The organism is Rhodovibrio salinarum DSM 9154 (assembly GCF_000515255.1).
Classification (GTDB): Bacteria; Pseudomonadota; Alphaproteobacteria; order Kiloniellales; family Rhodovibrionaceae; genus Rhodovibrio; species Rhodovibrio salinarum.
Genome location: NZ_KI911559.1, coordinates 3,306,465 through 3,327,767, shown reverse-complemented (window position 1 = coordinate 3,327,767; position 21,303 = coordinate 3,306,465). Strand labels below are relative to the sequence as shown.

The following is a 21,303-nucleotide window of genomic DNA, read 5'->3' as shown; positions in this document are numbered from 1 at the left end:
CGGCGTGTTACGCGGCCCCCATCAGCTTGGCCGCGGCGGCCCGGGCTTCGTCGGTCACGTGCGTGCCGGAGAGCATGCGGGCGATCTCCTCGCGGCGCTGGTCTTCGCTGAGCTGCGATACGTCGGTCACGGTGGCTTCGCCGTCGCTTGCCTTGGCGACGCGGAAGTGGTGGTCGGCGCGTGCGGCGACCTGCGGCGAGTGCGTGACCACCAGGAGTTGGCGTCCCTCGGACAGGCGGGCAAGCCGGTCGCCGACCGCCGCCGCGGCGGCGCCGCCGATGCCGCTGTCGACCTCGTCGAACACCAGGCTGCGTTCCGGGCTGACCTGGGCGAGCACCACCTTGAGTGCCAGCAGGAACCGCGACAGCTCGCCGCCGGAGGCGATCTTGTTCAGCGGCCCTGGATGGGCGCCGGGGTTGGTGGCCACTTCGAAGGACACCCGCTCGATGCCGTTCGGGCCCCAGTCGTCCTCTTCCAACGGCTGCAGGCGGGTCTTGAAGGTCGCCTTTTCCAGTTTGAGCGGCGGCAGCTCGGCATTGATCGCCGCGTCCAGCCGGCCGGCGGCTTCGCCGCGCGCCTCGGACAGCGCCTGGGCCTCTTCGTGGAAGGCCTGGCGGGCCTGATCGGCGGCGTCCGACAGCGCCTGCAGGTGGGCGCCGCCGCTGTCGATCGCGTTCAGGCGTTCCTGCAGGCGGGCATGGACATCCGGCAGTTCGTCGACCTCGCAACCGTGTTTACGAGAGAGGTCCTTGAGCGCGAAGTAGCGCTCTTCGATCTCCTGTTGCCGGCCGCTGTCGAGCTCGATCTCGGAGGAGAGGGACCGCAGGCGGGCGAGGGCATCCTCCGTCTCCGACATCGCGCGGTCGAGGGCTTCCAGGGCGGCTTGGATATCGTCGCCGGCTTGATCGGCAATCCGCTCCAGCGCGCGCCGGGCGCTCGCCAAGCTGTCCTCCGCACCGCGTCCCTGCTCGCCGCCGGTCAGTTCCGCTTCCGCGGCGTTGAAAGCGTCGACCAGCTTTTCCGCGTTCATCAGGCGGTTGCGCTGATCGGCGAGCTGCTGCTCTTCGCCGGGCTGCGGCTGTAGCTGGTCCAGTTCGTCGACCTCGTGACGCAGGTAGGCTTCGTCCTGGCGTGCCTGTTCCAGCTCCGCCTGCGCGGTGCGATAGGTGTCCAGCGCCTGGCGCCAGTCCTCGTAGCGGGCGGCGACCTGCTGGGCGCGCTCACGCAAGCCGCCATAGGCGTCGAGCAGACTGCGGTGGTTGGCGGCGTTGAGCAGCCCGCGTTGCTCGAACTGGCCCTGGATCTCGACCAGGTGATCGGCCAGGCGGCGCAGCAACGTGACCGAGACAGGCTGATCGTTGACGTATGCCCGGCCACGCCCGTCCTTCGACAACACGCGGCGCATCACCAGCTGGTCGTCGTCGATCTCAATGTCGTGCTCTGCGAGCACGTCGCGTACCGGATGGCCGTTGGCGAGATCGAAAGCGGCCGTGACCCTGGCCTGCTCCGCGCCAGGACGTAGCAGGCCGCTATCGGCCCGGTTGCCAAGTGCGAGACCCAGGGAATCCAGCAGAATCGATTTGCCGGCGCCGGTCTCGCCGGTCAGGGCGCACAAGCCTGGCGTAAACTCGAGCTCGAGCCGGTGGATCAGAACGACGTCACGGATCGCCAGACTGCGGAGCATGCGCGTGCGTTTAACTGACCGTGCCCCAGACGCGCGAGATCCAGGAATCCTCGTCGCGTTCCGGGTTCATGTCGCGGCCGGTGAGAAGCTGGTAGCTGTCGGCGTACCAGTCGCTGCTTGGATAGTTGTGCCCGAGAACGGCGGCCGTCGCCTTCGCCTCGTCGACCACGCCGAGCGCCATATAGGCCTCTACCAGACGGTGCAGGGCTTCGGGGACGTGCGTGGTTGTCTGATAGTCCTCCACGACGCGGCGGAAGCGCTTGATCGCCGCCAGATAGTGGCCCTTCTCCAGATAATAGCGACCGACCACCATCTCCGCGCCGGCAAGGTGATCTTCCGTCAGATCGAGTTTCAGGCGTGCATCGCGCGCATACTTCGTGCCCGGAAAACGGTCGACGACCTCCTGCAGCACGTTGCGCGCCTGTCGGGTCATCTTCTGATCGCGGCGGACGTCGGCAATCTGCTCGTAGTAGCTGAGCGCCTTGAGATAATAGGCGTAGGCGATGTCGCGGTTGCCCGGGTGCAGCTCGATGAAGCGGTCCAGGGCGTTCACCGCCTCGGTGTAGTTGTCGTTCAGGTAGTGGGCGTAGGCCGCCATCAGCTGTGCCTTCGACGCCCAGGTGGAGTAGGGGTGCTGACGTTCCACCTCATCGAAGGTCTCGGCGGCGGTGTCGTACTGTTCGTCGAGCAGTTGGTCCATTGCCTGATTGTACAGCTCGCCGACCGGTCGCTCGACGTATTCCGGCTGCTCATCGCTGGCACACCCGGCGAGTCCGACGGGCAGGGCGACTGCCAAGGTGAGAACGAGGCCGCGCACGACGACCGCAGTCCGGCGCTGGTTGGACGGGCGGCGACGCGTAGGCTGTGCGAAGCGGCTGTCGGAGGCGCTGAACCGAAAACGTTGGAACACGGGGTAACTATCGCCTTGCTGTCGTGGAACGGCCCGCGCGCAGCACACACGGACACGAAGCGGCCCTGGTCAGCGGGCGCCACGCGGCAGGACTATAAGAAGAAGCCCCGCGCGCCTCAAGCGGCGCACGGGGCTTCCCCACTCCCCCCGATCTTGGGCGGTCGCCGCCGCAGGTGTGCGCGCGGGGCAGACCACGCCCGAACCGGCAGATTCCGCTATGCGCGTGCCGCCACGGCGCGGGCTGGCGGGACGCTGGCGCCCGGCGCCAAGTCCGCGCGCGCCATGTCGACCCAGCACCAGGCACTGTCGTCGGCGAACAGCGCGCGCAGCAGGCGCAGGTTCATGGCGTGCCCGGTCTTTTTTCCGGTGAACCGGCCCAGAATCGGCGCGCCGGCCAGATAGAGATCGCCGATCGAGTCGAGCACCTTGTGGCGCACGAATTCATCCTCGAAGCGCAGGCCGCCCTCGTTCATCACGCCGTTGCCGTCGATCACCACAGCGTTGTCGAGCGAGCCGCCGCGGGCCAGGCCGTGTTGGCGCAATTGGTCGACTTCCTGCAGGAAGCCGAAGGTGCGCGCGCGGGCGAGGTCGGATTTGAACTGCTGGCGGTTGATGCCGCCCGACCAGGTCTGGCGGGATACCACGTCGCTGTTGAAGTCGATCTCGAAGTCGATCCAGAAGCTGCGCGCCGGCGCCAGGCTGGCGTGCCGGTCGCCGTCGTCGATCTCGACGGTCTTGAGAATTCGGATCGCCTTGCGCGGGGCCTCCTGAACCAGGATGCCGGCACATTCGACCAGGAACACGAACGGGGCCGCGCTGCCGTCCATGATCGGCACCTCGGCGCCATCCAGGTCGATTTCGGCGTTGTCGATGCCACAGGCGGCAAGCGCACTCATCAGATGCTCGATCGTCGCAACCTTGGCCTCGTTGTTTGCGACCGTCGTGCACAGCGGCGTTTCCTGGCCGTACTTATGCAGCGCGCGCACACTGGGCGCGCCGGCCAAGTCCTTGCGCCGGAAAACGATCCCACTGTCCGGGGCACCCGGTTTCAGGGTCATGGCGATCTTGGCACCGGAGTGCAGGCCGACGCCCGAGCAGTGAATCTCGTTTTTGATCGTGTGCTGGTAGCCGCTGTCACCGCCGATCACCGGGTCGCTGACGCGCGCGGTGGAGGCGCGGCGCGCGCTCTCGGTGTCCAGTGAATGTAGTCCGCGAAGTGTCCCCATAAGGGATCCCCCAACAGTAACAGGTCTCGTCCGATTGCCGTTCAACGGTCCGCCGAAGCGATCTTCGATCTGCTTTCGCGGTGCCGCGCTCCCCCGTCGTCGTCATTCTTTGTATCCGCCGCTTGCGTGTCAGGTCGTTCTGACTGGGCCCCGTTGGCCCGGCGGCGGCTTTTTGGTCTTCGGCGTTGGTCGGCGTTGCGTCTCGTGCGGTTGCTCGTGTGCGCTCTGGGCCGCCTCGCGGGCCACTCGGGTCGTTTGACCTGAGCCGTATCGGTCGTCGTTACGCGAGGCCGCCTCGCTTTCGGGATTGTACGTCCCGATTTAGGATAAATCTTGCGTATGAATGTAGGCGTCGGCGTAAGTCGCCTCAAATCACTCTTTGTTACAGCGTGTTTCAGAAAAAAGGTTTTAAAATCAATATCTTATAAGACACACGTGAACAATGGCGCCAGCTTTGCAACAGGTGCCTTCGAGCCATGCGAGAGAGCCCCACCATCGTGTGCTTGGATCGGGGCTGGGGCCCGGGCCGTGACGGCGCGCCACGGCCCGGGTCTCTAGGGGCGTCTAGTTAGCCTGCCGGCGCAGGAAGGCTGGAATGTCCAATTGGTCGTCTTCCTGCGCGGGTTCGTGACGGTCCGCCGGATCGAGACCGGACAGGCGCGGCTGACTGGTCTCGCGGTGCGGCTGCTGGGCCCGCTGGGGGTCGGCTTGCTGCGGACGGGCCTGCGCACGCGTCTCGCCGGCGGCTGCTGGTTCCGGCTGGCGGGCTGGCTCGCTCGGGCGACCCTGCGGCTCGGCCGGCCGGCCGGTTGCCAGCGTCGGCTCTTCCGCACGGCGCGGGGCGGCCGGCTGCTCGCGCTCCGGACCCTGGCCCGCCGAGCGCGCGGCACCGGTGACGCGGGCGAACAGGCTGCGGCCCTTGCGCTTGATGCCGGCGTCGCTGGCGCGCTCGTCCGCCGGCTGGGCCCGCTGATCAGCAGGATAATCGGCCTGCCGGGCCTTGGGTTGCCGCGGGGCCTGCGCGGGCGCCGGGGCGATGAAGGCGTCCTCGCGGGCGGCTTCGGGCTCCGCTGGCTCTTCCGCCGGGGCATACGCCGGTTGCGCGGCCGCCGTTGCGGTTTGCTGCGGGGCCTCGCGGGCCTCGGCGTAGCCGCCGTCGGTGCCGGTGGCGGCCATCGCCGGCATCTCAGTGGCCTGCTGGCCGCTGGCCATGGTGCTGGCCGGCTGTGGACGGGGGTCCTCGGCCACCGCCTGGGCGGCGTGCTGGGGCGCCTGGCGGGTTTCCTGGCGCGGCTGTGCGGCCTGCTGCTTGTCGCTGCCGGATACCACCGACAAGGTGACCGGCTTCGGCCGTTCGGCCTCTTCGGCGTCGATGCCGGTGGCGACCACGCTGACGCGCATGGTGCCGTCCATCGACTGGTCGAAGGTGGAACCGAAGATGATGTTCGCGTCCGGATCGACTTCGTCGCGGATCCGGTTGGCCGCCTCGTCGACCTCGAACAGGGTCATGTCGGAGCCGCCGGTGATGTTGATCAGCACGCCGCGTGCGCCCTTCATCGACACGTCGTCGAGCAGCGGGTTGGAAATCGCGGCTTCGGCGGCGGAGATCGCCCGGTTCTCGTCGTCGGCCTCGCCGGTACCCATCATCGCCTTGCCCATCTCGGTCATCACCGAGCGGATGTCGGCGAAGTCCAAGTTGATCAGGCCGGGCATCACCATCAGGTCGGTGACCCCGCGGACACCGGAGTAGAGGACGTCGTCGGCCATCTTGAAGGCGTCCGCGAAGGTCGTCTTCTCGTTGGCCACCCGGAACAGGTTCTGGTTCGGGATGATGATCAGGGTATCGACGTACTCCTGCAGTTCCTGGATGCCCTGCTCGGCCAGGCGCATGCGGTGCACGCCCTCGAAGTGGAAGGGCTTGGTCACCACGCCGACCGTCAGGATGCCTTTCTCACGCGCCGCGCGCGCGATCACCGGCGCCGCGCCGGTACCGGTGCCGCCGCCCATGCCGGCGGTGATGAACACCATGTTGGAGCCGTCGAGGTGAGCCATCAGGTCGTCGATCGCTTCCTCGGCGGCCGCGCGGCCGACGTCGGGGCGGGAGCCTGCGCCCAGGCCTTGAGTGATGTTGCGGCCGAGCTGCAGGCGCTGCGGGCACTGCGAGCCGGCGAGCGCCTGGGCGTCGGTGTTGCAGACCAGGAACTCCACCCCTTCGAGGTTGGAGGTGATCATGTTGTTGACGGCGTTGCCGCCGGCACCACCGGTGCCGACGACGGTGATCCGCGGCTGAAGCTGCTCCTCGGTCGTCGGAGCGTGCAGGTTCAAGGTCATCTTCGCCTCCGTTGGGCCTTGCGTAGTTGGCGCCGTTTCCGTGGGGGCCGGGCCGTCCTGGTCCGGTCGATCCATTTCGTGCTGCTGCGGTTGCTGCGTGTCGTGCGACGGCTGCATCGCTTGCGGCCCTGTCGCGTATTCCGGGGGGACGTGTTGTTGGTGCGCCTCTGGGGTGGTTTCGGGCGGCTGGTGTGGCCGGCGCGGGTGGTCGTGCCCCGACCCGGCGTCCGCCCGGGTGGTGTTGTTGCGGTCGTTCGGGTCAGAAGTGCTCACGTAACCAATGACCGAGCCGTCCGAGGACGTTGCCCGGCTCCCTTGCTTCCGGCCGCGAAGGTCGCGGTGCGGCCGTTTCCGCCTCGATTGCGTAGGTCAGCAGACCGGCGCAGGTGGCATACGCCGGCCCGCCCGTCGCCTCGGCCAGACCGCTGACGCGGATCGGCCGGCCGACACGGACCTGCTTGTCCAGCACCAGGGACGCGAGATCGCGGATCCCGGGAAGCTGGCTGGCACCGCCGGTCAGGACCACGCGCCTGCCGGCGATTCGTTCGGCCCCGCTCGCCTCCAGGCGCGAGCGCACCAGTTCGAAGGTCTCTTCCAGCCGGGGCTGGATGATCCCGGTCAGGAGCGAGCGCGGCACCTGTTGGGTGGCGCCGCTGTCCTCCTCGCCGACCTGGGGGACCTCGATGGTCTCGCGCTCGTCCGCTGCGGCGGCGACGGCGTGGCCGTATAGGGTTTTCATGCGTTCGGCGTGCACGCGGCTGGTCGACAGGCCGCGCGCGATGTCGTTGGTGACGTGCTGGCCGCCGACCGGAACGACGTCGGTGTGCAGCACCTCGCCCTCGCCGAAGACGGCGATCGTGGTGGTGCCGCCGCCCATGTCGATCAGCGTGACGCCCAGGTCGGTCTCGTCCTCGACCAGCGCGGCGAGGCCGGCGGCATAGGGGCTGACCACCACTGCGGCGACGTCCAGGTGGCAGCGCTCGATGCAGTGCATCAGGTTCTTCATCGGCCCGCTGGCGGCGGTGACGACGTGCATGTTGACCCCTAGCTGCTCGCCGTACATGCCGCGCGGGTCCTGAATGCCGCGGGTGCCGTCGACGGCGTAGCCGGTGGCGATCGAATGCACGATTTCGCGCCCGTGGCCGGCGTGGCCGTTCAGCGCGTGGGTCAGGCGGTGCGGCTCCAGTGCGCGCTGCAGGTCCGCGTCGTGGATGGCGTGGCCGTTGATCGACACCTCGATGCCGACGGTGTTCGAGGCCGGATTGCCGCCCGACAGGTTGACCACGACCTGTTCCAGCGTCTCCCCGGCCATCCGCTCGGCGGCGTCGACCGCGCTGCGGATCGCCATTTCCGCGGCTTCCATGTCGACCACGGCCCCTGCCTTAACGCCGCGGCTGGCCTGCTGGCCGATGCCGACGATGCGTGGACGGTTGTGTTCGTCCACGCGGGCGATGAAGCAGCAGATCTTGCTCGATCCGATGTCGAGGGCGGCGATCGTGCCGGTTTTGGCGCTGGCGAGAACCCGTCTCATCGTGGCTGGCGATCCGTGTCGCGAGAAGTGTGGTGGTTGCGTTGGGTCGGTGGTGGCGGTTGGCGGGTCAGGTGCTTTCACCCATCCCGGGCGGTTCGCTCATCGGCTTGGAGCCGGGCGACATGCGCACGACCATCCGGTCGGGCAGGCGCAGGTCGATCATGCGTACGTCGCGCTGCAGCACGCCGTGCTTGCGCTCGACCGCGGCCAGGCGGGACCAGGCGCGTGCCGGTGTCTGCGCCGGCAGCTGCACCTCCACGCCGTTGCGCAGGACGATGTTCCAGCGCCGATCGCGGACCCGCACGGCGGCCTGCACGCGGGCGTTCATCTCCGGCTCGCTGGCCAGCAGGGCGAGCAGCTTTTCCGCATGCTCCGGGGCCCCGGGACCGACCACGAGCGGCAGGTTCGTGTGGGCTTCCGGGGCGGTGCGGTCGATCCGGTGGCCTTCGTGGTCGATCACCGACAGCCGGCCGTCCAACTGCCACAGCGCGAGCGGCGTGCGTTCGGTGAGCGCGATGCGCACGGTGCCGGGCAGCCGGCGTTCGACCGTCGCCGCCTTCACCCAGGGCAGGTTTTCCAGCCGACGCTTCGCCTGGGCCGGGTCGAAGCCCAGGATCGGGCCGCCTTGCCGGATGCCGAGCGCGGCCAGGATTGAGTCCGGTTGGGTGCGCTCACGCCCGGTGACGATCACTTGATCCAGGGTTAGGCCGGCGTTGGCCGCAGCGCCCACGGCGGCGTGGGCGAACTGCTGCCCTTGGCGGGCGAGCCAGCCGGTCTGCCAGGCCCAGACGCCGCTGCCCACGATCGCCGCGATCACCGCCGCGGGAATGCCCGCGCGGGCGCCGAACCGCAGCAATGCCTTGCGCCGGGCGCGCCGCTTACGTTCGGCGCGGGCGTCGGCGGCCTTGCCGGACCGGTTGGACAGGCCGGGAAGGGGCAGGGTCAGCCGTCGCATGCCGCCTCCTCCACGCACCATTCGACCAGTTCGCCGAACGAGATACCGACGTACTGCGCCTGCTCGGGAACCAGCGACAGCTCGGTCATGCCCGGCTGGGTGTTGACCTCCAGCAGGATCAGTTCGCCGGTGCCGCCGGGCGTGTCGTCATAGCGGAAGTCCGCCCGGCTGACCCCGCGGCAGCCGAGTGCCGCGTGCGCTTGCACCGACAGGTCCAGGCAGCGCTGGTAGACGTCGTCCGGAACCGGCGCCGGCAGGACGTGCTCGCTCTGCCCGGCGGTGTACTTGTTGCGGTAGTCGTAGAAGCCCTGCTTGATGCGGATCTCGGTCACCGCCAGCGCGCGCTCGCCCATCACCGTGACGGTCAGCTCGCGGCCCGGGATGAAGCGCTCGACCAGGACGTGGTCGCCGAACGTCCACCCTTCGGCGTCGAACGGCGCCTTGTTGTCACCTTCTTGGACGATGTGCACGCCGACGCTGGAGCCTTCGGCGACCGGCTTGACGACGTAGGGGCGGGGCATCGGGTCGACGTTGGCGAGCATCGCCTCGCGGCTCACCGTCATGCCTTCGCATACAGGCAGACCGGCGGCGGCAAAGGTCTTGCGCGCCATCGCCTTGTCCATCGCCAGGGCCGACGCGAGGACGCCCGAATGGGTGTATTTGATGCCCATCAGGTCGAGCACGCCCTGCACCCGGCCGTCCTCGCCGAACTGGCCGTGCAGCGCGTTGAACACGACTTCCGGCGGCGGCGTCAGGTCGCTGACCAGCTGGCCGACGTCGCGGCTGACGTCGATCAGGCGCACCTCGAAACCGCGCTCGTAGAGTGCCGCGGCGACCCCCTTGCCGGAATTGAGCGACACCTCGCGCTCGGCCGAAACGCCGCCGTAGAGCACCGCGACCCGCGTCATGCCGCACCTCCTTCGCCTGCGGCGATGCCGATCCGGCGGATTTCCCAGTCGAGCTGGATGCCGCTGGTCTCAAAGACCCGCCGGCGGACTTCCTCGCCCAGCGCTTCCAGGTCGGCGGCGGTCGCCGCGCCGGTGTTGATCAGGAAATTGGTGTGCTTTTCCGAGACCTGGGCGCCGCCCATGGTTAGGCCGCGACAGCCGGCCTGGTCGATCAATTGCCAGGCTTTGTGGCCTTCGGGGTTCTTGAAGGTGGAGCCGCTGGTTGCCGTCTTGATCGGCTGGCTGTCGCCGCGTTGGCCCTGGATCTCCAACATGCGCTGGCCGATCGCCTCGGGATCGCCGGCGTGGCCGCGTAGGCGGGCGGACAAGAAGATCCACTCGGCGGGCAGGCTGGACTGGCGGTAGCTATAGCCCAGCTCGTCGACGCCGAAGGTCCGGATCTCGCCGGTTTCGGCATGCACCGCCTCCGCCTCGACCAGGACGTCCTTGATCTCGGTGCCGTAGGCGCCGGCGTTCATTCGCAAGGCGCCGCCGATTGCGCCCGGCACGCCGCACAGGAACTCCAGACCGGCGACGCCGGCCTGCTGCGCCGTCTTCGCGACGTTGAGGTCGAGCGCACCAGCCCCCGCCAGCACATCGTTGCCATCGGCCTGCATGTCGACGAAGCCGCGCAACAGGCGGATTACCACGCCCGGAACGCCGCCATCGCGCACCAGCAGGTTGGAGGCCACGCCCAGCACGGTGACCGGCACGTCGGCCGGTCGGGCCTTCAGGAAATCGATCAGGTCGTCGCGGTCGGCCGGACGGAACAGCACCTCCGCCGGGCCACCCACGCGGAACCAGGTAACGTCCTTGAGGGGCGCGTTAGCGCGAAGGCGGCCGCGCACGGCTGGCAGGCGGTCGATCAGGCCGGGCTGGAACACGGACGTGGGCTGGATGCGCTCGGCCGCCATCATGCCGTGCCTCCATCCGACTTCAGGTCTTCCAGCTGTTGCGGCAGTGCCTGGGCCCAGTTGGTGATGCTGCCGGCCCCGAGGCAGACAACGAGATCGCCGGATTCCGCGTTCTCGCGCACCATACGGGCCAGCTGTTCCGGCCCCTCGAGCGTCAGCACCTGCCGGTGGCCGTGGGCGCGCAAGCCTTCGGCCAGAGCGTCCCGGTTCACGCCGTCGATCGGGTCCTCGCCGGCAGGGTAGACATCGGCGACGACCACCTGATCGGCGTCGTTGAAGCAGGTGCAGAAATCCTCGAACAGCTTGGCGAGGCGGGAATAGCGGTGCGGTTGCACGACCGCGATCACCTTGCCCCGGCTGGCCCAGCGCGCGGCCTTCAGCACCGCCGCGATTTCGACCGGGTGGTGGCCGTAGTCGTCGATGATCGTGACCCCGTCGACCTCGCCGGTCTTGGTGAAGCGGCGCTTGACCCCGGCGAAGGAAGACAGGGCCTGGCGGACCTGGGCTTCCGTCATGCCCATTTCCTGCGACACCGCGATCGCGGCCAGGGCGTTGAGCACGTTGTGCTGACCCACCATCGGCAGGTGCAGGTCTTCCATCCGCACGGAAGGACGTTCGCCGCGGCCGTCGACCTCGACCGTGAAGGTCGCGCCGTCCGGCGCTTGCGACAGGTCGCTCAGGCGCACGTCGGCCTGGGGGCTGACGCCATAGGTGACGATCCGCCGGTCGCGGATCCGTCCGATCAGGGTCTGCACCGCCGGGTGGTCGATGCACAGCACGGCGAAGCCGTAGAAGGGGATGTTCTCGACGAACGTCTCGAAGGCGGCGTGCAGCGTCTCGACGTCTCCGTAGAAGTCCAGGTGTTCGGGGTCGATGTTGGTGACGATGGCGATTGTCGAGGGCAGCTTGGTGAAGGTGCCGTCGCTCTCGTCCGCCTCGACCACCATCCACTCGCCGCCGCCCAGGCGCGCGTTGGTGCCATAGGCGTTGATGATGCCGCCGTTGATGACGGTCGGGTCCTGGTCCGCAGCTTCCAGGAAGGAGGCCATCATCGAGGTCGTGGTCGTCTTGCCGTGGGTGCCGCCGACCGCGATCGACCACTTGAGCCGCATCAACTCGCCCAGCATCTCCGCCCGTCGGACGACCGGCACGAACCGCTCGCGCGCGGCGCGAACCTCTGGGTTGTCGGCTTTCACGGCGGAGGAGATCACCACGACCTTGGCGTGCGCCACGTTCTCTGCGGCGTGGCCGATGTGCACCTCGATCCCAAGCTCGCGCAGGCGCTTGACGTTGGCGCTCTCGGCGATATCGGAGCCCTGCACCTGGTAGCCCAGGTTATGCAGGATCTCGGCGATTCCGGACATGCCGATCCCGCCGATTCCGACGAAGTGGATGAGGCCGATATCGAGTGGCATGGCCCTCATGCGGCGGCCTCCTTCTTGCCGGTGGTCGTCGGCCCGGTCGCGTCGTCGCTGCGGCCGTCGAGCGCGAGGTCGGCCAGGCGCTTGGCGGAATCCGTCTGTGCGAACGAGAGCGCGCCGGCAGCCGCGCGGGTCAGCAGCGCCGGCGTCTCGAACAGCGACTGCAACCGCTCGGCCAGCGCTTCCGGGGTCAGGGTGTTCTGCGGCATCAGCCAGCCACCGCCGGCCTGCGCCAGCGCCTGGGCGTTGGCGGTCTGGTGGTCGTCGGCGGCGAACGGGTAGGGCACCAGGATCGCCGGACGGCCGGCGGCCGCCAGTTCGGTCGTGGTCGACGCGCCGGATCGGCAGATCAGCAGATGCGCCTTCGCCAGCCGCTCGGGCAGGTCGTCGAAGAAGGTTTTGAGCTCCGCCGTCACCCCTGCGGCCTCATAAGCCGCGCGCACGTCGCTGGTGTCGCTGCCGCGGACCTGCTGGGTGATCCGCAGGCGTTTGCGGGTGCTCTCCGGCAGGCGGGCGACGGCGTCGGGCACCAGCTCGTTGAACACCCGCGCGCCCTGGCTGCCGCCGGTGACGAGCAGGCGCAGCGGGCCGTTGTCGTCGGCCACCACGGCAGGCTTGCGGCCGATCGCCTGGATCGTCTCACGCACCGGATTGCCGGTCAGGACGACGCGGCTCTGCACCTCTTCGCCGATCCCCTGCACCTCGGGGAAGGAGGTGGCGATCGCGTCGGCCCGGGAGGCCAGCATGCGGTTGGCGCGGCCGAGCACGGCATTCTGCTCGTGCAGCACCAGTCGCACGCCCTTGTGTCCGGCCGCCAGCCCGGTCGGCAGGGCGGCGTAGCCACCGAAGGCCACGGTCACGGCCGGATTGGTCCGTGCCACGATCCGGCGCGCCTGCAGGTAGCCGATGGCGAGTTGGGCGATGCTGCGCAGCTTGGCGAACAGGTCGCCCCCCGCAAAGCCAGCCGCCTTGATATGATGGGTCTCCACCTGCTCGGCTAGCTCCGGACCGAAGCCGCCGGCGCGCTGGTCGGTGACCAGCACCGGTTGGAGGCCCCGCGACAGCAACTCGCGCGCCAGCGCCGCGGCGGGGAACATGTGCCCGCCGGTGCCGCCGGCGGCCAGCAGGACTCGGGTCGGCGTGCGCTTGGTCATACCGCGTCTCCCCGGTTTACCCGCCGGCGCGTGAGCGCCAGCACCATGCCCATGCCAAGGGCGAGCGCGAGCAGCGAGGAGCCGCCGTAGCTGATGAACGGCAGCGTCATGCCCTTGGTCGGGATCAGGTGCAGGCTGGAGGCCATGTTGATCATCGCTTGCAGCCCGAACTGCGTGAGCAGGCCGGTCGCCGCCAGCAGGACAAACAGGCTGTCCTCCTGCAACACGCGGGAGAAACCGCGCAGCACGATGAAGGCGAACAGGGCAATGATGATCAGGCAGGCGATCGCGCCCAACTCCTCGCCCGCGACGGCGAAGATGAAGTCGGAGTGCGCGTCCGGCAGCGTCTGCTTGACGGTCCCTTCGCCCGGGCCCTGGCCCAGCAGACCGCCGCGCTCGAAGGCCTCGAGCGAGCGTTCAACCTGATAGGGGTTGCCGTTTTGTGGGCTGAGGAAGCCATCGATCCGCTCGGAGACGTGCGGCATCGTGAAATACGCGCCGACCACCAGCATCACCGCGCCGACAGCGAGTACGATCACCCAGATCATCGGCAGACCGGCGACGAAGAACTGCACGCCCCAGATCGCCGCTACCACGAACGTCTGTCCCAGGTCCGGCTGCAGCAGCAACAGGCTGGCGACGACGACCAGCAGCGCCACCGCTATGGCGTCGCCCGGAATGCCGGTGCGCTCGCGCTGGGCGGCGAACATCCAGGCAATCGTGACGGCGAAGCAGGGCTTCACGAACTCGCTTGGCTGGATCGAGATGCCGGGGAGCTGAATCCAGCGGTGGGCGCCGTTGATCTCCGGACCGATCAGCAGGGTTAAGATCAGCAGGAACAGGCTGCCCAAGAAGCCAACCACGCCCAGCCGCCGGATCCACAGCGGGCTCAACAGCGAGACCCCGACGGTCACGCCTGCGGCCATGGTCAGATAGACCATCTGGCGGGTGGCGAAATAGAAGCCGCCCAGACCGATCCGCTCCCCGGCAGCCGGGGAGGCGGCCAGGATCAAAACCGCGCCGAAGCCCATGATCAGCCCCAGGGCGACCAGCGACCAGCGGTCGACGGTCCACCACCAGGCGCCCAGCGTGCTTGTGTCGGTGCGGGATACGGTGATCATGCCGACCCTCCCGCATCCGCGCTCAGATGGCGCCGATCGATCTCTTCGCGCGTGCCGTTCAACTGGCCGACCAGATCCTTGAAGTGGTCGCCGCGCGCCTCGAAGCTCTGGAACTGATCGAAGCTGGCGCACGCCGGCGACAACAGCACGACCGCGCCGGTCTCGCCGTCCGCCTTGGCGTCGGCGAAGGCGCGCGCCACGGCGGTGTCCAGCGTGCCGCAGACCTGCGCGGTCACCTTGCCCTGCAGGGTCTGAGCGAAGTCGTTTTCCGCTTCCCCGATCAGGTAGGCGCGGCGTACGCGCGGCCAGTAGCTTTCCGTGCCGGCAAGCCCGCCTTCTTTCGCTCGGCCGCCGGCGATCCAGTAGATCGCGCGGTAGCAGGCCAGCGCGCGGCTGGCGGCGTCGGCATTGGTGGCCTTGCTGTCGTTGACGAAGGCGACGCCATCGATCGTCGCCGCCGGTTCCTGCCGGTGAGGCAGGCCGGGGAACGATTGCAGGCACGCGGCGATCACGTGGCTCTGCACGCCGATCTGCCGGCAGGCGGCGTAGGCGGCGGCCGCGTTCTGCCAGTTGTGCTGGCCGGGCAGGCTGGCCATCTGCGCTAGGTCCAGGACGTGCGCCTGCTGGCCGTCGATGTCATCGACCAGCGCGCCCTCCGCGACCCCGACGCCGCCGGCCACCGCTTGCGTGCCGGAGATCGGAATCAAAACCTGGTCGCCAGCCGCCTGCAGCCCCGCGTAGACCTCGCGGCTGGCGTCGTCGTCGACACCGACGACGGCCGCGCGCGGGCTTGTCTGCCGGCGGAAGATGTTCTTCTTCGCGGCGATGTAGCCCGCCATATCGCCGTGCCGGTCCAGATGGTCGGCGGAGATGTTGAGCCACACCGCAACGTCGAAGGTGATCGAGGCGGTGCGTTCCAGCTGGTAGCTGGACATCTCCAGCACGTAGTAGCCCCCCGGCTCCACCGGCGCGAAGTCGAGCACCGAGGGGCCCAGGTTGCCGCCGACCTGCGCATCCTTGCCGCTGGTGTTCAGCACGTGGCCGATCAACGCCGTGGTGGTCGACTTGCCGTTGGTGCCGGTGATGCCGATGTAGCTCGCGTCCGGCACCGCCCGACCCAACAGCTCGATGTCGGAGACGATCTCGCAGCCGGCCGCGTGCGCCTTGGCCGCGAGCGGGTGTGGTTGCGGCAGGCGGTCCGGGATGCCGGGGGACAGGACCAGCGTGACCGGCTCGCGCCAGTCGATCTCGTACAGGTTCTTGAGGTTGACGCCTTCCGCTTCGGCGCGGGCACGCGTGCTCGCATTGTCGTCCCAGGCCCAGACCTCGGCATCCGAGCGCTGCAAAGCCTTGGCGGCCTGCAGGCCGGAGCGCCCGAGCCCGAGCACCGCGACGGGGAAGCCGGCCATGTAGGGAAGGGGAATCATACCAAGCGCCTCCCTACCGCAGCTTCAGTGTGGACAGGCCGATCAGCGCCAGGATCGCGGCGATGATCCAGAAGCGGACGACGATGGTCTCCTCGCGCCACCCCTTCTTCTCGAAGTGGTGATGCAGCGGAGCCATCCGGAAGACGCGCTTGCCGAACAGCTTGTAGCTGGCGACCTGCACGATCACCGACACGGTCTCCAGAACGAACAGTCCGCCGATGACCGCCAGCACCAGTTCGTGCTTGGTGATCACTGCGATGCCGCCCAGCGCACTGCCGACCGACAGCGAGCCGGTGTCGCCCATGAACACCATCGCCGGCGGGGCGTTGAACCACAGGAACCCAAGGCTGGCGCCGACCAGCGCAGCGCAGAAGACCGCCAGCTCGCCCGTGCCCTCGACAAAGTGTAGCTGCAGATAGTCGGCGAACACGGCATTGCCGACCAGATAGCTGATCAGGGCGAAGCAGCCGGCGGCGATCATCACCGGCACGATCGCCAAGCCGTCCAAGCCGTCGGTCAGGTTGACCGCGTTTGAGGCCCCGACGACGACGAACACCATCAGGGCGACGAAGAACCAGCCCAAATCGAACAGCACGTCCTTGAACAGCGGAACCGCGAGCGCGGTATCGAGCTGCGCGCCGGTCAGGTGGATCACCCAGACGGCCGCGATCAGGCTGATCGCGATTTCCACGGCCAGGCGGATTCGGCTCGAGACGCCCTTGTGGCTGCGCCGGGTGAGCTTCAGGTAGTCGTCGGCGAAGCCGACCAGCCCGAAACCGGTGGTGATGAACAGGATCACCCAGACGTAGCCGTTCCTCAGGTCTGCCCACAGCAGGGTCGAGATCGCCACCGCCAGTAGGATCAAGACGCCGCCCATGGTCGGCGTGCCCTGTTTGGTGACGAGGTGGCTCTCGGGGCCGTCGTCGCGGATTGGCTGACCCTCGCGCTGCTTCTTCTTCAACCAGCGGATCACCGCCGGACCCAGCACGAACGAGACGACCAGCGCCGTCAGCACCGCCGCGCCCGACCGGAAGGTCAGGTAGCGGAACAGGTTGAAGAAGATGAACTCGTCCGACAGCGGGGTCAGAAGGTTATGAAGCATGGCTGCCCTCCTGGCTGCCGTTCGTCTGGTCCAGCGCGTCGAGCGCGCGTATGACCCGGCCCATTTTCGCCCCGGCCGATCCCTTCACCAGCACGACATCGCCCGCGCGCACGTTGGCGGCGACAAGCGCGCCCAAAGCTTCGGAGTCCTCGGCGTGCCCGCCGCACAGCGGCGCCGGCAGCGCGGCTTCGAGCGCGGCCATTTCGGCCCCGCAGGTGAAGACGAGGTGGATGCCCGCCTGCTCGATCGGCGCGGCGAGACCGGCGTGCAGCTCCGCGCTGTGCAGGCCCAGTTCCAGCATGTCGCCCAGCGCGGCGATCCGCCGGCCGTCCGGTCCCAACTCCGCGCGCCCCAGAACGTCGAACGCCGCGGCCATCGAGGTTGGGTTGGCGTTGTAGCTGTCGTCGATCAGCTCGAATGTCCCGGCGGCCAGCTGGATGTGCCGGCGGGCGCCGCGACCGGTGGCCGAGGTCAAGGTGGCGAAACTGTCGGCTGCCTGGCGGACGTCCCCGTCCACCGCGTGCACCATGGCGAGCACGCCGAGCGTGTTGGTCACCCAATGACGGCCGGGCAGGGCAACCCGGAAGTGCAGTTCCAAACCGTGCACCACCGCGTGGACATCGCTCGCGTTGGCGTGGCAGTCCGCACTCAGCAGCCGGACGTCCGCCTCGCCAGCTTCGCCGAAGGTGGCGACGTGGCTGATCTGCTGCTCCCGTGCCGCCCGTTCGAGCCGCGCGAAATGTACGTTGTCGCGGTTCAGCACGGCGGTGCCGCCGTTGAGCAGGCCCTCCAGAATCTCCGCCTTGGCGTCGGCGATCGCTTCTTCGGAATCGAAGTTGCCGAGGTGGGCGGCGACGACCGTGGTGATCAGCGCGGCGTGTGGACGGACCTGACGGACCAGTGCGCCGATCTCGCCTGGATGGTTCATGCCCAGTTCGAACACGGCATAGGCGGCGTCCTGCGGCAGGCGCGCCAGCGACAGCGGCACGCCCCAGTGGTTGTTGAAGCTGGCGGACGATGCGTGCGTCTTGCCTTGTGTGCTCAGCGCGTGGCGTAGCGCTTCCTTCGTGCCGGTCTTGCCGACGCTGCCGGTGATCGCCAGCACTTTGGCGCGTGCCCGAGCCCGGCCGGCGGCACCCAGGGCTTCCAGCCCGGCTTGCGTGTCCGTCACCCGCAATGTCTTGGCATCGGCCGGCAGGTTGTCCGGGACGTGGTCGATCATCACCGCAGCCGCGCCCTTCGACAGCGCGTCGGCGGCGAAGCGGTGGCCGTCGAACGACGGACCGCGGAGCGCGACGAACAGATCGCCTGGCTGAATCGTGCGGGTGTCGATTGACATGCCGGTGGCGTGCCAGTCGCCGGTCGCGGTGCCGCGGGTGGCTTTGGCGGCGTTCTGGGCCGTCCAGAGCGGTTCGGTCATGGGTGTCCTGCCTTCAGTTGCGCGATGGCCGCTCGCGCGACCTCCGCGTCGTCGAACGGCAGGGTTTGATCGCCAACGATTTGGCCGGTTTCATGACCCTTTCCGGCAATCAAAAGGAGATCGCCGTCGTCCATCTCGGCGATCGCCTCGCGGATCGCGCGGGCGCGGTCGTCGACCTCTCGCGAGTCCGGTGCGGCGGCCAGGATCTCCTGGCGAATCGCAGCCGGATCCTCGCTGCGCGGGTTGTCGTCGGTGACGATCGCTTCCTCGGCAAGGCGGGCGGCGATCTCGCCCATGATCGGGCGTTTGCCGCGGTCGCGGTCGCCGCCGCAGCCGAAGATGCAGATCAGCCGCCGGCCGACGTGCGGGCGCAGCGCCTGCAGCACCGTCTCCAGCGCGTCCGGGGTGTGGGCATAGTCGACGAACACCTGTCCGCCTGACGGTGTTTCCGCGACCCGCTGCAGGCGCCCCGGGACGCCTTCCAGCGCCGCCATCCCGGCGAGCGCGGCGTCACGGTCCAGGCCGCTTGCCAACACCAGCCCCAGGGCCGCGAGCGCGTTCATCGCCTGGAACTTGCCGACCAGCGGCAGCTGCACGCGCGCACTATCGCCGAACAGGTCCAGCTCGAGGTGCTGGCCCGCCAGGGTCGGCTGTCGGGCCGCCAGGCGGATGTCGCTCGTCTTGGCCTCGCCGTAGGTCCACACCGTTAGGTTGCGCGTCCGGCACGCTTCCAGCACGGCGCCGGCGTGCTGGGAATCGGCGTTGACCACGGCCGTGCCACCGTCCTGCAGCAGATGGCTGAACAGCCGCAGCTTGGCCGCGAGATAGGCGTCCAGCGTGCCGTGGTAGTCCAGATGATCCTGGGTCAGGTTGGTGAACGCCGCGGCGGAGACCTGGAGTCCGTCGAGGCGCGCCTGATCCAGGCCATGGCTGGACGCCTCGATCGCCAAGCGGTGAACGCCCTGGTCGGCCAGCTGCGCAAGGCAGCGGTGCAGGGCCTCCGGATCCGGTGTGGTCAGTTTGCCCGGACTGTCGGCGATTTCCGGAACGAGTCCCAGCGTGCCGACGCTGGCCGCCTGTTCGCCGGCGCGCGTCCATAGCTGCCGGGCGAAGGTGGCGACGCTGGTCTTGCCGTTGGTTCCGGTGACGGCCGCGATGAAGGCGGGTTGCCGGCCGTAGAAGGCGGCGGCCATGCGGGCGAAGGCGCTGCGCACGTCCGTCGCCTCGACCAGCGTGGCGTTCACGCCCGCATCGAGCTGCGTGTCCTCGGGCGCGAGCACGGCACGCGCACCGTTCGCGACGGCATCGGCGATGAATTGCCGGCCGTCGGCGCGCGTGCCGGGGATTGCCGCGAACAGATACCCCTCCCGGACCGCGCGACTGTCCGCGGTCAGGCCGGTAATATCGATCTGTCGCGTCGTCCCGGACGCCATGTGCGTACCTGCCGTGCGGTCGATCAGATCAGTTAGATGCAACCCGCTCGTCCTCGCCCTCTGCGTTGACCAGAAGCGGGTGGTTCTCCTTTTTCGGCATATTGGCCGGATGCGGTTGGATGCCCAGCATCGGGCCCATGCGCTCGATCACGTTCTTGACCACCGGCGCGGCCACCCAGCCGCCCGTGGCATAGCCGAAGGTGTGTTCCTGCCCTTTAGGCTCGTCGACCATGGCGAAGACGACATAGCGCGGATCGTCCATCGGAAAGGCGCCGACGAAGGAGGAGATCTTCGCGTTGCTGTAACGGCCGTTTTTCTGCTTGTCGGCGGTGCCGGTCTTGCCGCCCACGCGGTAGCCGTAGGCATCGGCGTTCTTGCCGGTACCGTATTCGACCACCAGGCGCATCAGTTGGCGCATCTGCTCGCTGGTCTTGGCCGAGAATACCGTCTTCCCCGCGCCGACGTCCTCGGGATCGCGCCGAAGCAGGGTCGGGGAGTGGCGGTGGCCGCCATTTACCGTGGCGCTGACGGCACTGGCCAGCTGCACCGCGTTGACCGCGATGCCATGGCCGTAGGAGACCGTGACGGTGCTGATGTCGCGCCAGGGATGGGGCACCATGGGCGTGCCGATCTCCGGCAGTTCCAGGTTGACCGGACGGGTCAGGCCGAGGTCGCGCAGCGTGGTCTGCTGGACTTCCTTGCCCATTTGCATCGCGATCTTCGCCGTCCCGATGTTGGACGAGTACATGAAGATCTGCGGAACGGTGAGCTTGCCATCCTTCTGCTTGTAGTCGCGGATCGTGAAGCCGGCCTTGTGCAGCGGTTCGGAGACGTCGAACTTGTCGAACAGCTTGACCGAGTGGGCTTCCAGCGCCGCGGCGATGGAGAAGATCTTGAAGGTCGAGCCCATCTCGTAGATGCCGAGCGTGGCGCGGTTGAAGGTCGCGTCGTCGCTTGCCCGGCCAGGTTCGTGCGGATCGAAGGTGGGCAGGGACCCCATCGCCAGCAGCTCGCCGGTGCGCACGTCCATCACCAGACCGGCCGCGCCGATGCCTTCAAACTCCTCCATCTTGGCGCGCAGCTCCTCCATCAGGATGTGCTGCACGCGCACGTCGAGGGACAGTTGCAGGGGCTGGTTGGAATCCTTGAGCAACTGATTGAACGACTGTTCGATCCCCGCAATGCCCTTGCCGTCGACGTTGGTGTAGCCGACCGCGTGCGCGGTCAGCTCGCCGTAGGGGTAGAAGCGCTGCTCGCTCTCCTGGAACCGCAACGCCGGAATACCAAGGCGGTTGATCTTGTACTGCTGGCGCGGGGTCAGCTTGCGCTCCAGCCAGACGAAATGCTTGGTGCTGTCGAGCAGCGCCTGCAGCTCGGCTGCGGTGGACTCGGTCAGGATCGGTGCCAGAAGGTTGGCGACCTTTGCCGGATCGTTGACTTCCCGCGGGTCGGCATAGAGCGAGGCCACCGGCAGGGTGGTCGCCAGCACATGGCCGTTGCGGTCCACGATATCCGCGCGGGTCTGTGCCGGGGGCGCGCCGTCCGCGCGGGTCGCCAGGTCGCGCGCGGCGCCACCGCTCAGGACCGCGAGTTCGAGCACGCGGACGCTGATCGCCGAAAAGGCAACAGCGAACACGATACCCGCGACCAAGAGTCGGGTACGCCCGGTCTCCAGCACCTCCTTGCGGGTGCCATCCAAACGCAACGCCCGGCGGACAGGGCCCGCC

At 68.4% G+C, this 21,303-nt stretch carries 16 protein-coding genes; all 16 read right to left on the bottom strand.

Going from position 1 to position 21,303, the window contains the following annotated elements:
• Positions 1 to 7 precede the first annotated feature (7 nt).
• Positions 8 to 1,684 (bottom strand): DNA repair protein RecN, encoded by a 1,677-nt coding sequence (recN, locus tag RHOSA_RS0115370; RefSeq protein WP_027289368.1) that lies wholly within the window; start codon positions 1,682 to 1,684, stop codon positions 8 to 10.
• Between the two features lie 10 nt (positions 1,685 to 1,694).
• Positions 1,695 to 2,501: an outer membrane protein assembly factor BamD gene (locus RHOSA_RS0115365; RefSeq protein ID WP_027289367.1), complete on the bottom strand. Its 807-nt coding sequence runs from the start codon at positions 2,499 to 2,501 to the stop codon at positions 1,695 to 1,697.
• A 308-nt stretch (positions 2,502 to 2,809) separates the two neighbouring features.
• The gene (gene lpxC, locus RHOSA_RS22925; protein WP_081728761.1) at positions 2,810 to 3,820 is read right to left on the bottom strand and encodes a UDP-3-O-acyl-N-acetylglucosamine deacetylase; all 1,011 of its coding nucleotides are present in this window, start codon (positions 3,818 to 3,820) and stop codon (positions 2,810 to 2,812) included.
• Between the two features lie 564 nt (positions 3,821 to 4,384).
• A complete protein-coding gene (gene ftsZ / locus RHOSA_RS0115355; protein ID WP_027289366.1) occupies positions 4,385 to 6,151 on the bottom strand; it encodes a cell division protein FtsZ in 1,767 nt (588 codons plus the stop codon).
• A gap of 259 nt (positions 6,152 to 6,410) precedes the next feature.
• Complete coding sequence (ftsA, locus tag RHOSA_RS0115350; RefSeq protein ID WP_027289365.1) at positions 6,411 to 7,682, bottom strand: cell division protein FtsA; 1,272 nt, start codon at positions 7,680 to 7,682, stop codon at positions 6,411 to 6,413.
• Between the two features lie 67 nt (positions 7,683 to 7,749).
• A complete protein-coding gene (locus RHOSA_RS22920) occupies positions 7,750 to 8,637 on the bottom strand; it encodes a cell division protein FtsQ/DivIB (protein WP_051432204.1) in 888 nt (295 codons plus the stop codon).
• Entirely contained in the window at positions 8,625 to 9,545 is a 921-nt protein-coding gene (locus tag RHOSA_RS0115340) for a D-alanine--D-alanine ligase (protein ID WP_027289364.1), read from the bottom strand. Before RHOSA_RS0115340 ends, RHOSA_RS22920 begins: the two co-directional genes overlap by 13 nt.
• Positions 9,542 to 10,501, bottom strand: coding sequence for a UDP-N-acetylmuramate dehydrogenase (murB, locus tag RHOSA_RS0115335; RefSeq protein ID WP_051432203.1), 960 nt, complete (start codon positions 10,499 to 10,501; stop codon positions 9,542 to 9,544). Before murB ends, RHOSA_RS0115340 begins: the two co-directional genes overlap by 4 nt.
• A complete protein-coding gene (murC, locus tag RHOSA_RS0115330) occupies positions 10,498 to 11,922 on the bottom strand; it encodes a UDP-N-acetylmuramate--L-alanine ligase (RefSeq protein ID WP_027289362.1) in 1,425 nt (474 codons plus the stop codon). The genes murB and murC overlap by 4 nt, the downstream gene beginning before the upstream one ends.
• Positions 11,919 to 13,073, bottom strand: coding sequence for an undecaprenyldiphospho-muramoylpentapeptide beta-N-acetylglucosaminyltransferase (gene murG, locus RHOSA_RS22915; RefSeq protein WP_051432202.1), 1,155 nt, complete (start codon positions 13,071 to 13,073; stop codon positions 11,919 to 11,921). Before murG ends, murC begins: the two co-directional genes overlap by 4 nt.
• Positions 13,070 to 14,194 (bottom strand): putative lipid II flippase FtsW, encoded by a 1,125-nt coding sequence (ftsW, locus tag RHOSA_RS0115320; protein WP_027289361.1) that lies wholly within the window; start codon positions 14,192 to 14,194, stop codon positions 13,070 to 13,072. Before ftsW ends, murG begins: the two co-directional genes overlap by 4 nt.
• Positions 14,191 to 15,621 (bottom strand): UDP-N-acetylmuramoyl-L-alanine--D-glutamate ligase, encoded by a 1,431-nt coding sequence (gene murD, locus RHOSA_RS22910; protein WP_051432201.1) that lies wholly within the window; start codon positions 15,619 to 15,621, stop codon positions 14,191 to 14,193. Before murD ends, ftsW begins: the two co-directional genes overlap by 4 nt.
• Before the next feature lie 13 nt (positions 15,622 to 15,634).
• On the bottom strand, positions 15,635 to 16,723 hold the full coding sequence (gene mraY / locus RHOSA_RS0115310) for a phospho-N-acetylmuramoyl-pentapeptide-transferase (protein ID WP_027289360.1): 1,089 nt from the start codon (positions 16,721 to 16,723) through the stop codon (positions 15,635 to 15,637).
• Positions 16,713 to 18,143 carry a UDP-N-acetylmuramoylalanyl-D-glutamyl-2,6-diaminopimelate--D-alanyl-D-alanine ligase gene (locus tag RHOSA_RS22905; RefSeq protein ID WP_037256472.1) on the bottom strand — a complete coding sequence of 477 codons (1,431 nt, stop codon included), beginning with the start codon at positions 18,141 to 18,143 and terminating at the stop codon, positions 16,713 to 16,715. Before RHOSA_RS22905 ends, mraY begins: the two co-directional genes overlap by 11 nt.
• Positions 18,140 to 19,618: a UDP-N-acetylmuramoyl-L-alanyl-D-glutamate--2,6-diaminopimelate ligase gene (locus RHOSA_RS0115300; protein ID WP_027289359.1), complete on the bottom strand. Its 1,479-nt coding sequence runs from the start codon at positions 19,616 to 19,618 to the stop codon at positions 18,140 to 18,142. The genes RHOSA_RS22905 and RHOSA_RS0115300 overlap by 4 nt, the downstream gene beginning before the upstream one ends.
• Entirely contained in the window at positions 19,605 to 21,275 is a 1,671-nt protein-coding gene (locus RHOSA_RS22900) for a peptidoglycan D,D-transpeptidase FtsI family protein (protein ID WP_200371969.1), read from the bottom strand. The genes RHOSA_RS0115300 and RHOSA_RS22900 overlap by 14 nt, the downstream gene beginning before the upstream one ends.
• Between the last annotated feature and the right edge of the window lie 28 nt (positions 21,276 to 21,303).